This window comes from Gordonia sp. PP30 (assembly GCF_023100845.1).
Classification (GTDB): domain Bacteria; phylum Actinomycetota; class Actinomycetes; order Mycobacteriales; family Mycobacteriaceae; genus Gordonia.
Genome location: NZ_CP095864.1, coordinates 2,542,967 through 2,555,257, shown reverse-complemented (window position 1 = coordinate 2,555,257; position 12,291 = coordinate 2,542,967). Strand labels below are relative to the sequence as shown.

The 12,291-nt window shown below is 67.6% G+C and carries 11 protein-coding genes; 9 read left to right on the top strand and 2 right to left on the bottom strand.

Annotated features, from left to right (window positions below):
- Nucleotides 1-97 precede the first annotated feature (97 nt).
- The 6 genes from steA to MYK68_RS11785 all read left to right on the top strand — a co-directional run bounded on the left by steA (nucleotide 98) and on the right by MYK68_RS11785 (nucleotide 6,081).
- The gene (gene steA / locus MYK68_RS11810; protein WP_247868033.1) at nucleotides 98-1,279 is read left to right on the top strand and encodes a putative cytokinetic ring protein SteA; all 1,182 of its coding nucleotides are present in this window, start codon (nucleotides 98-100) and stop codon (nucleotides 1,277-1,279) included.
- Nucleotides 1,276-2,202: a copper transporter gene (locus MYK68_RS11805; RefSeq protein ID WP_247863894.1), complete on the top strand. Its 927-nt coding sequence runs from the start codon at nucleotides 1,276-1,278 to the stop codon at nucleotides 2,200-2,202. Before steA ends, MYK68_RS11805 begins: the two co-directional genes overlap by 4 nt.
- Before the next feature lie 84 nt (nucleotides 2,203-2,286).
- Nucleotides 2,287-4,014, top strand: a complete 1,728-nt coding sequence (pyrG, locus tag MYK68_RS11800) for a CTP synthase (RefSeq protein ID WP_247863893.1) — start codon at nucleotides 2,287-2,289, stop codon at nucleotides 4,012-4,014.
- A 5-nt stretch (nucleotides 4,015-4,019) separates the two neighbouring features.
- Nucleotides 4,020-4,640: an NUDIX domain-containing protein gene (locus tag MYK68_RS11795; protein ID WP_247863892.1), complete on the top strand. Its 621-nt coding sequence runs from the start codon at nucleotides 4,020-4,022 to the stop codon at nucleotides 4,638-4,640.
- Nucleotides 4,637-5,560, top strand: a complete 924-nt coding sequence (xerD, locus tag MYK68_RS11790; RefSeq protein ID WP_247863891.1) for a site-specific tyrosine recombinase XerD — start codon at nucleotides 4,637-4,639, stop codon at nucleotides 5,558-5,560. The genes MYK68_RS11795 and xerD overlap by 4 nt, the downstream gene beginning before the upstream one ends.
- Before the next feature lie 92 nt (nucleotides 5,561-5,652).
- Nucleotides 5,653-6,081, top strand: a complete 429-nt coding sequence (locus tag MYK68_RS11785) for a hypothetical protein (protein WP_247863890.1) — start codon at nucleotides 5,653-5,655, stop codon at nucleotides 6,079-6,081.
- Nucleotides 6,082-6,109: 28 nt separating this feature from the next.
- On the opposite strand, the gene MYK68_RS11780 is transcribed toward MYK68_RS11785, so the two are convergent.
- On the bottom strand, nucleotides 6,110-6,742 hold the full coding sequence (locus MYK68_RS11780; RefSeq protein WP_247863889.1) for a DUF1345 domain-containing protein: 633 nt from the start codon (nucleotides 6,740-6,742) through the stop codon (nucleotides 6,110-6,112).
- 344 nt (nucleotides 6,743-7,086) lie between these two features.
- Nucleotides 7,087-7,347 (bottom strand): helix-turn-helix domain-containing protein, encoded by a 261-nt coding sequence (locus MYK68_RS11775; RefSeq protein ID WP_247863888.1) that lies wholly within the window; start codon nucleotides 7,345-7,347, stop codon nucleotides 7,087-7,089.
- Between the two features lie 180 nt (nucleotides 7,348-7,527).
- Here MYK68_RS11775 and MYK68_RS11770 point away from each other — a divergent pair, with 180 nt between their 5' ends.
- Genes MYK68_RS11770 through brxC form a run of 3 tightly spaced genes read left to right on the top strand, consistent with a single transcriptional unit; the run spans nucleotide 7,528 to nucleotide 12,289 of the window.
- Entirely contained in the window at nucleotides 7,528-8,283 is a 756-nt protein-coding gene (locus MYK68_RS11770; RefSeq protein ID WP_247863887.1) for a hypothetical protein, read from the top strand.
- On the top strand, nucleotides 8,280-8,837 hold the full coding sequence (locus MYK68_RS11765; protein ID WP_247863886.1) for a BREX protein BrxB domain-containing protein: 558 nt from the start codon (nucleotides 8,280-8,282) through the stop codon (nucleotides 8,835-8,837). Before MYK68_RS11770 ends, MYK68_RS11765 begins: the two co-directional genes overlap by 4 nt.
- The gene (brxC, locus tag MYK68_RS11760) at nucleotides 8,834-12,289 is read left to right on the top strand and encodes a BREX system P-loop protein BrxC (RefSeq protein WP_247863885.1); all 3,456 of its coding nucleotides are present in this window, start codon (nucleotides 8,834-8,836) and stop codon (nucleotides 12,287-12,289) included. Before MYK68_RS11765 ends, brxC begins: the two co-directional genes overlap by 4 nt.
- Nucleotides 12,290-12,291: the final 2 nt, after the last annotated feature.

The window sequence follows — 12,291 nt, the reverse complement described above, 5'->3', positions numbered from 1 at the left end:
ATAGCGTCTCGTGTTCTTAATGTGACAAAAGTTGCCGTTGTTGCGGCGCGCCTCCGTGTGATCCTCGCCGCGGCAGATCAGGATCGTGGGCATGAGGATGCCCGCCTTGCTCTCCCGCCGCACCGACGACCTGCCCGGTACCACCGGTATCGCCCGCATCGACAAGAAGACCAAGCGACTGGTCGACCGCGCCGGCCACGGTGACATCGTCATCCTGGACGAGGTCGACCTGGACCGGCTGACCGCCGACGCGCTGGTGGAGGCCGAGGTCGCCGCGGTGGTGAACGCGTCGCCGTCGATCACCGGCCGCTACCCGAACCTCGGGCCGGAGGTGCTGGCGGCATCGGGCATCCCACTGCTCGACGCGGTGGGTCCCGAGGTCTTCGCGCGGGTCAAGGAGGGCGCCAAGGTCCGGCTGTACGACGACCGGCTCTACCTGGGCGACCGCGTGGTCGCGCGCGGCACCGAACTCGACGAGCGGGCCGTCGCCGACGCCATGCTGGAGGCCAAGACCGGTCTCGTCGACCATCTGGAGGCGTTCTCGGGCAACACCATCGAGTTCATTCGCAGTGAGTCGCCGCTGCTGATCGACGGCGTGGGCGTGCCGGAACTGCACGTGAAGCTGGAGGGCCGCCACGTGGTGGTGGTGGGCGACGGCTCGGACCGGGCGGCCGACCTCAAGGCCCTCAAACCATTCATCAAGGAGTATCAACCGATCATGATCGGCGTCGGTATCGGCGCCGACACCCTGATGAAGGCCGGCTACAAGCCCGCCGTGATCGTCGGCGACCCCGAGGAGATCAAGACCAACACGCTCAAGAGCGGTGCCGAACTGGTGCTGCCCGCCGATCCGGACGGCCACGCCGCCGGTCTCGAGCGGATCCAGGACCTCGGCATCGGCGCCACCACCTTCCCGGCGATCGGCTCGGCCGGCGACCTCGCGCTGCTGCTCGCCGATTTCCACGGCGCCGACCTGATCGTGACCGTCGGCCTCGGCGGCTCGCTCAACGACTTCTTCGACCGCAGCCGTCGCGACCAGATCCCGTCGACCTTCCTCACCCGGCTCAAGGTGGGGCAGAAGCTGGTCGACGCCAAAGCCGTCGCGACGCTGTACCGCAGCCGCGTCAGCGGCGCCGTGATCGCCGCGCTGCTGCTGGCGGCGCTGATCGTGCTCATCGTCGCGCTGGCCATGACCGGCACCGGCGCCGGTGACTGGATCACCGCCGCGTGGCATCACGTCACCGATTGGGTCAGCGGACTGGGGTCGTCCAGCTCATGATCTCGCTGCGCCAGCATGCGATCTCGCTGATCGCGGTGTTCCTCGCCCTCGCCGTCGGCCTGTTCCTCGGCTCCGGCTACATCGGCGACCGGGTCAACGCGCTGACCGGCACCGATCGCGACAAACTGGGCACGCTGCAGGACGAGAACGACGCTCTTTCGCGCCAGGCGAACGTCGACGGCGGTTTCATCAAGGACGTCGCGCCGCGCCTGGTCAACGGCCTGCTGGCCAAACGCTCGGTGCTGCTGGTGACCGCGCCGAACGCCTCGGACGCCGACACCGAAGCGGTGAAGGGCCTGATCAGCGACTCCGGCGCGAGCTTCTCGGGGCAGATCGCACTGTCCACGACGCTCGTGAAGGACGAGAACGCCGCCAAGCTCGGCTCGATCATCGACCAGTCGATCCCGGCCGGCACCGCCCTGCGCGTGGACTACACCGACTCCGGCTCCCGGCTGGGCGACCTGCTCGGGGCGCTGCTCCTGGTGCGCGACGGCGGCCGCCCGCTGCCCGACACCGATCGCACGACCGCACTGCAATCGCTCCGCGCCGGCGGCTTCCTCGACTACGCGGAAGGCACGGTGAAACCGGCACAGCTGGCCGTCGTGCTGACCGGCGGCGGCCTGCCGTCCGATTCCGGTGCGCAGGGCCAGCTGGTCGGACGGCTCGCCGCGACCCTGGCCAGCCGCGGTGCGGGCGGTGTTCTCGCCGGCCGGCAGGGTTCGGCGGACGGTGCCGCACCGGTGGCCGTCGTCCGTGCCGATCCGTCGCTGGGCAAGTCGCTGTCCACCGTCGACGACGTCAACGAGCAGACCGGCCAGATCACCGTGATCCTCGCGCTCGACGCCGAGGCCGCCGGCCGTTCCGGCGCGTACGGCTCCGGTCAGGGTGCGACGTCGATCACGGTTCCGGCGCCACGCGGATAGCGGAGCAGAGTGTCGTTCCCCGGTGGGCGCGGATGCTGTTAGGCTGAAGTCCCGTAGGTATTCAGCCTTGACGGGAGCCCATAGTTGCGATCACTGCGCCACGTGCAGCCAGGAACCAAGCACATCTTCGTCACCGGAGGTGTCGCATCGTCCCTGGGTAAGGGGCTGACGGCCTCCAGTCTCGGTCAGTTGCTCACCGCGCGCGGACTGCGCGTGACGATGCAGAAGGTAGACCCTTACCTCAACGTCGATCCGGGCACCATGAACCCCTTCCAGCACGGGGAGGTCTTCGTCACCGAAGACGGCGCCGAGACAGACCTGGACATCGGCCACTACGAGCGCTTCCTGGATCGCGATCTCAGCGGTTCGGCGAATGTGACCACCGGCCAGGTGTACTCGACGGTGATCGCCAAGGAGCGGCGCGGCGAGTACCTGGGCGACACCGTCCAGGTGATCCCGCACATCACCGACGAGCTCAAGGCCCGCATGATGGCCATGCACGAGCCCGACGCGAACGGTGAGGCCCCCGACGTGGTGATCACCGAGATCGGCGGCACCGTCGGCGACATCGAGTCGCAGCCGTTCATCGAGGCCGCGCGCCAGATCCGGCATGACCTCGGCCGCGACAACGTCTTCTTCCTGCACGTCTCGCTGGTGCCGTACCTGGCGCCGTCCGGCGAACTCAAGACCAAGCCCACCCAGCATTCGGTGGCCGCGCTGCGCAGCATCGGCATCCAGCCCGACGCGCTGATCCTGCGCTGCGACCGGCCGGTGCCCGAGGCGCTGAAGAAGAAGATCGCGCTGATGTGCGACGTCGACATCGACGGCGTGATCTCCACGCCGGATGCGCCGTCGATCTACGACATTCCGAAGGTGCTGCACGCCGAGCGGCTCGACACCTACGTGGTGCGCCAGCTCGGGCTGCCCTTCCGCGACGTCGACTGGACCGTCTGGGGCGACCTGCTGAACCGCGTCCACGCACCGCGCGAGACGGTGACCGTCGCCATCGTCGGCAAGTACATCGACCTGCCCGATGCCTACCTGTCGGTGACCGAGGCCATCCGGGCCGGCGGTTTCGCGCACTACGCGCGCACCGAGATCGTCTGGGTGCCGTCCGACGACTGCGCCACCCCGGAGGGGGCGCACAACGCGCTGCGCGACGTCGACGCGATCATGATTCCCGGCGGGTTCGGTATCCGCGGGATCGAGGGCAAGCTCGGTGCGATCGCCTACGCGCGGCACAACCAGATCCCGCTCCTCGGGCTGTGCCTGGGCCTGCAGTGCGTGGTGATCGAGGCCGCGCGGTCGGTCGGGCTCACCGAGGCCAGCTCCACCGAGTTCGATCCGGACACCCCGGACCCGGTGATCGCGACGATGGCCGACCAGGAGGCCGCGGTCTCCGGCGACGCCGATCTGGGCGGCACCATGCGGCTGGGGTCGTACCCGGCGGTGCTCGCCCCGGGCAGTGTCGTCGCACGCGCCTACGGTGGCACCGAGGTGACCGAACGGCACCGTCATCGCTTCGAGGTGAACAACGCCTACCGCGACAAGATCGCCGAGTCTGGGCTGGTGTTCTCCGGGACCTCGCCGGACGGCCATCTGGTCGAGTTCGTCGAATACCCCCGGGACAAGCATCCCTTCCTGGTGGCCACGCAGGCGCACCCGGAGCTGAAGAGCCGCCCGACGCGGCCGCACCCGTTGTTCTCGGCGTTCATCGAGGCGGCGCTGAAATACAAAGCGGCAGAACGTCTTCCGGTTCAGCTCGACGGCTACGACCCGACCGGCCTGAACGACGCCGACGCCGAGGCCTGAGCGACATGGGCGAGCCGGGATCGCACGAGTTCTCCGTCCGTGATTCGGAGACGCTCTACCGGGGCGCGATCCTGGAGTTGCGGCGCGAAGAGGTCGTGATGCCCGGGGGCGGTACCGCCCACCGCGAGGTGGTGGCCAAACATGCCGCGGTGGCCGTGGTCGCGCGGGACGAGCAGGGGCGGATCGCGCTGGTCCGGCAGTATCGTCATCCGATCGGACGGCGCCTGCTCGAACTGCCGGCCGGGCTGCTCGACGGAGGCCCCGGCGAGTCGCCGTTGCAGGCGGCGCAGCGGGAACTGGCCGAGGAGGCCGACCTCGCTGCCGCGACGTGGCACACGCTGGTCGATCTCGACTCGTCGCCGGGCTTCACCGACGAGGCGATCCGGGTCTTCTACGCTGAAGGGCTCAGCGTCGTCGACGGGGGCCCGCGCGAACACGAGGAAGCCGACCTCGCCGTCGTCTGGACGGGACTGGACGACGCCGTCGCCGCGGTGCTGAACGGCGAGATCGTGAACGCGATCGCGGCGGCCGGGATCCTCGCCGCCGCGGCGGCTGCGCGCACCGGCGCGCCGCTGCGCGCTCCGGACGCTCCGTGGCCGGACCGGTCGCGGAGATTCGGGTCGTGACGGGATCTGTCGAGACCGCCGCCGCGCTGTACCTCGACCACCTCACGGTGGAGAAGGGTTCGGCGGCCAACACGGTCGCGTCGTACCGGCGTGATCTGACGCGATACGCGGCGTTTCTCGAGAGCCGGGGGATCGGTTCGCTGGCCGAGGTGACCGAGCCGGACGTGCGGGAGTTCCTGGTCGAGCTGCGCCGGGGGAGCCCCGACGACGGTGTGCCGCCGCTCGCCGACTCGTCGGTGGCGCGAACTCTGGTGGCGGCCAGGGGGTTTCATAAGTTCGCCGCCGCAGAAGGGATCGTTCGCAGCGACGTCGCCCACGCGGTGCGGCCTCCCAAGGCGGCACGCCGGCTGCCGAAGGCCCTGTCCGTCGACGAGGTGCTGGCGATTCTGGAGGCGGCCGGTGCGCCGGATCATCCACGGGCGCTTCGTGATCGGGCGATGCTCGAGTTGCTGTACAGCTGCGGTGCCCGGATCTCGGAGGTCACCGCGCTCGACGTCGACGATCTCGATACCGAGCACCGCGCCGTCGTGCTGCGCGGTAAGGGCGGCAAGGAGCGGATCGTCCCGGTCGGGCGTCCGGCGATCGCGGCGGTGGACGCGTACCTGGTCCGGGGCCGGCCCGCGCTGGTGAAGCAGGGGACGCCCGCACTCTTCCTCAACGTCCGCGGCGGCCGGCTCTCCCGGCAGAGTGCCTGGCAGGTCCTGGTCGACACCGCCGCCCGCGCCGGGATCGAGAAGGAGGTGTCGCCGCACACGCTGCGCCACAGCTTCGCCACGCACCTGCTCGACGGCGGCGCCGACGTCCGCGTCGTGCAAGAACTGCTCGGTCATTCGTCGGTGACGACCACGCAGATCTACACCCTGGTCACGGTGAACACCATGCGCGAGGTCTACGCGTCGGCGCATCCGCGGGCGCGGTGATTCTCCGGGCTCGCGCAGATCCGGTGCGGCGTGATGCTCGTCGTCGACCTGCGGATCGTCATGGCTCAGCGGGCAGGCATAGGGTGGGCGCCATGGACGACGGGGAATCGAATACCAGCGTCATCGACGAGTTGGCGCGAGTTGCCGCCGCGGATCGGTCCGGTCTGGACGCCCTGTGGCGGGCCGTGTTCGAGTTGGACGAATGGTGGTTCATCGCGCGCGGGCTCGGTGCCGACGGCATGCCCGGCGACGACACTCACCCGTTCATCGGAGTGCTCGACGGCAAGCCGTTCCTGATGGCCTTCACCGATGGTGAACGGGCGCGGCGATTCGCTCTCGCCAACGGGCTCGGCGCCGCGGACGGGACCGCGCATGCCCTCGCCATTCCGCCGGCCGGCATCGTGTCGACGGCGCCCTCGTATCGGCAGCAGGGAGTCTTCGCGATCGTTTTCGATCACGGCTCGACCGGGTTCTTCTCCCCGCTGGAAGACCTCGCGGCGATCCAGCAGTGGGTGCGGTAGCCCGCGCACCTCTGCCGGACCGGGACGCTCAGTGCGCGAGACCGGCGACGATGTTGATCACCATCGCCACGATCACTGTGCCGAAGAGGTACGAGAGGAGGGCATGGGGGAGAGCCGCCCGGCGCATGCGGGTGCCGGACAGGTCCGTGTCGGAGATCGCGAAGCTCATGCCGACGGTGAAGGCGACGTAGGCGAAGTCGCTGTAACAGGGCGGATCCTTCTGATGGAAGTCGATTCCGCCCGCATCACCGGAGAAGTACTCGCGGGCGTAGTGCGCGGCGAACACGGTGTGGATCGCGGCCCACGAGACGACGATCGCGGCGACGGTGCCGAGCAGGAATGACCGGCTGCTGTGCGCGAAGAGCACCGCGCCGATCGCGGTGAGGCTGGCGAGGGCGCAGGCGACGACGATGAGCAGCGTGGCCAGATGTGTCGGGTCGTCGCGGCTCGCGTGCCATTCGGTGGCCGCGGCATTCATCCGACCCAGCACCAGCCACGTCCATGCGACGTAGAGCGCGGCGGTGATGGCCCATCCGTAAAGACGCGGATCGATGCCGGTGGTCGCGGTCAGGATCGCGGTGATCGTCATTCCGAGGACGGCGCTGATCAGGAGTCTGACCAGTGCGGACCCGGCGCGAAGGCGATGATCGGTGGTTCCCACCCGATCCACCGTAGGCCCGCCTCTCGCTACAGGTGGGTGTCGACGAACCCGATCAGTTCCGCCTCGACCGCCGTTCGCGTGGCCGGCTCGTTGTGGATCTCGTGCCGTACACCGGGATACACGACGGTGCGCCGTTGGCCGAATCGAAGGTGATCTCGCGCAGCGCCATGGCGTTCCTCTCGATGGGGGTCGGTCCCGACCGTAGGTGAGCGGGATAGCCTCCGCCTCACTTCTCTCACAGCGATGAACCACGGCGTCCGCTGGCTGGGCGGGTCAGAGCGTCCGCTGGCTGAGCCGGACGAACGAAGTGAGTCCGTGTCGAAGCCGAGCCCCAGGTCCGAGAGCTACTCGGAGGATTCCTGTAACAGCTCCGGAAGCGGTACACCGAGTGCGTCGCTCAGCGCAACCAACGTGCTGAGCCGCGGATTCGCCGGTGACCGTTTCGTGCGATCGCTGAGTCCGCTCTCGAGGAGTTGCAGGTGGTTGGTGCTGATCCCGACCTGTTGCGCGAGTGCCTCCTGACTCAGGCTCTTCTGCACGCGGAGATGGGCGATACGAGTCCCCAGCCGCCGCGCAAGCAGTTGCTCGACAGCGGATTTCGACACGGATCAAGCGTGTGACCGCAGCCCTGTCGGAGCCACCATGTATACATGGGGAAACCTGGTTTACATGGGGAGGATGTCGGTGTCGGACGCGCAGATCGCGAACCCGGGGATCAATTCGGCGGCTGGTGGAGCAGTGAATCGATGACGCGAGGTGCACATGGGGAGGAGGGCAACCGATAGATGACAAGTACTCGTCACGCTGAGAGCGACGTCGTCCTCGGCACGTTGCGGACGACCGCGAGCCATACGATCGGCATTCCGCACCTGGTGGAGCTTCTCCGCGAAGTGCCATCGGACGCACCGGCCGAGCGATACCGAGAAGCGGTCGTGGTAGACAACGTCCTCGGCCGACCGACCCAAGCCGGCCGGCAGCGATCGTTCCGCCATCTCCGTGAGCTGTACTTCTTAGACCCTGTTCGTCCGGAGTTCGCGGCGCTCCGGCACTTCTGGGTGATCGATCCCTCGTCGCGCCCGCTTCTTGCCGGGCTTCTGGCTTTCACCCGTGACGAGGTGCTTCGCGCTTCGTATGCGGCGATTGCCGACCTTCGCGCCGGTTCGAGCGTGGCATCGGCCGATCTCACCGCCGCCGTCGCCGCGCGGTTCGGCACGGAGATGTCGGAGTCGACGCTCGGAAAGACCGGTCGCAACACCGGCGCCTGCTGGACCCAGACCGGTCATCTCGCTGGACGGGCCAAGAAGGTGCGCACCGGCATGGAGGCCGGCCCGACGGCTATCGCATACGCGGCCTACCTTGGACACCTTGCCGGCGGACGTGGCCTCGGAGTTCTCGACAACCCGTGGTCGCAGATCCTCGGGATCGATTCCGGCCGTTCTCTGGAGGCGCTGCGCGACGCGTATACACAGGGCCTCCTCGATCTCCTGGTGGCGGGCGACGTCGTTGACGTGTCGTTCCCAGCGCTCGGCGGTGACGCATGAGCCGCATCTCAGACCTCGTCGACGCCTACCAGGCCGAGTTGTCCCTCACCTGGAGAGACAACGTTTCCGGCGGCGAACGCGTCTGGATACTCGCCTATGCACCGGACCTTGAGCGCCAGATGCGGCACGCGCTGCCGAGTATGGAGTTGGTGACGGCCCAGTCGGGGCGCGGCTGGCAGGTACTCGATATCACCGACGACTTCGGTCGCTGGTTGTCTCCGCATCGGCATGCGGAGGCGTTCTACGAGGAGCCGACGGACCTCACCCAATCAATCCTCGATCAGTTCGAGACGACCCTGGCAGCGCGTATCCGCCGGACTCTGGAAGCGGCTCCGGCGAACGCAGTCGTGGCACTTGTCGGAATCGGTTCGATCTTCCCGTTCCTGCGCGCGTCGAGCGTCATCAAGTCCGTCGATTCGGCCGTGACGGGCCGCCTCCTCGTGCTCTTCCCGGGATCTCACGACCCGGCGAGTCATTCATTCCGCTTGCTCGACGCCCGCGACGGCTTCAACTACCGCGCTCGTGTCATCGATTCGCAGAAGGATCCCGCGTGACGATCAACAACGACCTGTTCATCCGCCCGCCGCTGAGCTTCGAGATTCCGAACGACGGTGTCACCAACGTCGATCGCCCGAAGGATTCCAATCAGTGGGACGTCCTCAAGTACGAGCTTGAGAGCTTCGTTTGTGAGGGCGAGTACGAGCATGGTCTGCAGCGCATCCTCGACTCGTACACCGGTCACCGGAACCGGACGACCCAGCCCGCGGTGTGGGTCTCGGGCTTCTATGGCAGCGGCAAGTCCCACCTGGTCCGCGTGCTGCAGCATCTGTGGGCGGACACCAAGTTCCCGAACGGTGCGACCGCGCGCGGTCTGACCAACGTCCCGCAGGGCGTCCATGAGCAGTTGACGGAGCTGACCACGCTGGGCCGCCGCGATGGGGCGATGCCCTGGGCGGCCGCAGGTGCGCTCGACAGCAGTGGCGACTCGCTGAACTCCGTGTTCCTGTCCATCGTCCTCGGGTCGGCGGGGTTGCCTAACCGCGTCGCGCCCGCCCGAGTTGCGCTGTGGCTCGCGAGCAACGGACATCTGGAAGCCGTCCGTGACCGCATCACAGCCGACGGTGGGGACTTCATCGAGGAACTGGGCGAGTACAACCTCAGCACCAGGCTCGCGAAGGCCATCCTCGCGTCCGATCCGGAGTTTGCTGCCTCCGCCAAGGACGTGCGAGCCGCACTTCGAAGCCAGTTCCCGCCCGACACGCGATTGTTTTCCACGGACGAGACTATCGCTCTGCTCAAGAAGATCCTCGAGTACGTCGGGAGTGGGCAGATTCCGCCGTCGCTGATTGTCCTCGACGAGGTGCAGCAGTACATCAGCGGCGACGGCGGTCGCGCGATGGAGGTGCAGAACCTCGTCGAGTCGGTCTCGCGCGAACTCGACGGTCGAGTGCTTCTCATCGCCACCGGCCAGCAGGAGCTGACGGCCGACCCGACGCTACAGAAGATCCAGGACCGCTTCACCGTCAAGGTCGTTCTCAAGAACCAGGACGTCGAAGCAGTCGTCCGCCGCGTGCTGCTGAGCAAGGAACCCGCCAAGCGGTCCGAACTCGACAGCACCCTCGCGTCAGTCGCCGGTCAGATCTCCCGCCAGCTCATCGGCAGCCAGATTCAGCACACCGCCGAGGACGACAAGGACCTTGCCGAGGACTACCCGCTGCTCCCGGTGCGCCGCCGCTTCTGGGAGCACGTCCTCCGTCAGGCCGACGCCGGCCGAGCCGGACAACTGCGTTCACAGCTCCGCATCGTGCACGACGCGAACCGTCAGGTCGCCCCGGATTCGGTGGGCACGGTGGTTGGCGCCGATTTCCTGTACACCCAGAAGAACGAGGACCTCAATGGCGCCGGCCTGCTCCTGAAGGAGACGCAGACGCTGATCCACGAGCAGGGGCAGAATGACCCACTGCGCGGGCGGGTGCTCGGGCTCATCCACCTCATCGGCTTGCTTCCGACTTCTGGTCACGGTGACATCGGCGTGCGCGCCACGGCAGATCATCTCGTCGACTTGCTCGTCGAAGATCTCGCCCACGACGGTGACCGGCTTCGGCAGGAAGTCCCGGCTGTGCTCCAGGCACTCGCCGACGAAAGCATCCTCCAGCAGGACGGCGAGGAGTTCCGTCTCCAGACCAAGGCGGGCCGCGAGTGGGACGAAGCCTTTCGCAGACACCACGTGCAGGTCGCCGACAGTGAGGTGAGCACCGAGCGCGACTCGCTGCTGCTCGCGGCGGTCAGACAGTCGTTGCCCGCGTCAATTCAGCAGGGACGCGCCAAGGTGTCTCGCAAGCTCACCCTCCACTCGGGTGCCTCGCACCCACCGGAATCTGAGGCGATCCCCGTGTGGCTCCGCTCCGAGTGGGACGAGGGAATCACGGCAAAGCAGTTCGACGAGGCCGCCCGGAGCCTTGGGGTCGAATCGCCGATTGTTCTGGTTCACCTTCCCCGGCTCCAAGCTCTCGCGGTGGCAGCGGCGATCCGCAACAAGCTCGCGGCGCAGCGCGTGATCGACCAGCAGGGCATCCCACAGGAGCCTGAGGGTAAGCAGGCTCGGAGCGCGATGCAGACGCGCCTCAGCCGCGCGACAGACCAGGTGCGCGCCCACGTTCTCGACGTCATCTCGCAATCAAGCGTGCTTCTCGGCGGCGGGACCGCGCCAAACGGGAATGAGCTGCGCGAGAGGATCGAGGCGGGCGCGCAGGATGCCGCGACGCGGCTCTTTCCGCGATTCGCCGAGGCCGACGACGATCGCTGGGAGCACGTGATTGCCCGTGTCCGGAACGGGTCAGCCGTCGACGCACTCAAGGCCGTTCAGTACAACGCTGACCCCGAGCAGCATCGAGTCGTCAAGGAGGTGCTGAGTCGCATCGGTTCGGCCGGAACTTCGGCAGCGGACGTCGAAAAGGCCGTCATCTCGAGGCCGATGGGCTGGCCGAAGGATGCGTTGAAGGCAGCTCTCGGTGTGCTCCTCGACACCGGAGTGATCCGGGCGACGCTGAACGGGAGCGATGCGACCACGGCCGATGTGCTCAAGCAGACGCGCCTTGGCAGTGTGCAACTCCGCCGTGAGGTGGCGGTCCTCAAGCCTGCCGAGAGGATCCAGGCACGTCAGGTGCTGAGCACCCTGGGGTTCCCAGCTGACAACGAAAGGCTCGACTCGGCGGTCGAACTGGCCGTGAATTCACTCGTTCAGCGAGCGAAAGATGTGAGCGGACCGGCGCCGCTTCCCGACGTCAGAGTGCCCGGCGGCATCCAGGCCATCGTCGGTCTCTCGGGCAACGACCGAGTGCACGCCTTGTTGGGCGCGAAGGAAGATCTCACGAGCTTCAATGACCAGCTCACCGATTTTGAGCTGCGGTGCAAGAGCAGGATGCCTTCCCTGGCACTGGCGCGTTCGCTCGCCGCATCCTCAGCGGATCTCGACAGCGCGACGGCGACCCGTGACCGATTGGCGGCCCTCGACGTGAGCCGCGACCTCCTTGCCGACGGCGACCCCGTCGCACCGATCGTCAAGGATCTGGCGGACGCGCTCCGCGACGCGATCCACACGGCCGCAGGCGCGTTGACCGCTGCCCGCACGAAGGCAGTCGAGGATCTTGAAGAGCAGGTGGCGTGGCAAGCGCTCGATGAACTGCAGCGCAGCGCACTCCTCGCCGAGAACCATCTCACGGAAGAACCCGAGCCGAACCTGGCCGACCCGGAAGCTGTGCTGGCGGCAGCGCAGGCACGACCACTTCAGGGGTGGACGGCGGAGTTGGACGCCATCCCGCAGCGCGCGAATCGCGCGCTGGATGCGGCCCTGCGGCGCACGACTCCCGCGGCGACGACTGCGACGGTGAAAGTGGTGACGACGAGCCTGAGCAGCGCTGACGAGGTCGAGTGGTACGTCGACAACCTGCGAGCCCAGCTTCTCGATGCCCTGAACAAGAACGACATGGTCGTGGTGAAGGGCTGAGC

What these genes read in the sequence shown, in the direction of transcription:
- MYK68_RS11785 (WP_247863890.1), top strand. Translation starts at nt 5,653, where the DNA reads ATGGACGACGGGGAATCGAATACCAGCGTCATCGACGAGTTGGCGCGA.
- MYK68_RS11770 (WP_247863887.1), top strand. Translation starts at nt 7,528, where the DNA reads ATGACAAGTACTCGTCACGCTGAGAGCGACGTCGTCCTCGGCACGTTG.
- MYK68_RS11765 (WP_247863886.1), top strand. Translation starts at nt 8,280, where the DNA reads ATGAGCCGCATCTCAGACCTCGTCGACGCCTACCAGGCCGAGTTGTCC.
- MYK68_RS11795 (WP_247863892.1), top strand. Translation starts at nt 4,020, where the DNA reads ATGGGCGAGCCGGGATCGCACGAGTTCTCCGTCCGTGATTCGGAGACG.
- steA (WP_247868033.1), top strand. Translation starts at nt 98, where the DNA reads ATGCCCGCCTTGCTCTCCCGCCGCACCGACGACCTGCCCGGTACCACC.
- MYK68_RS11805 (WP_247863894.1), top strand. Translation starts at nt 1,276, where the DNA reads ATGATCTCGCTGCGCCAGCATGCGATCTCGCTGATCGCGGTGTTCCTC.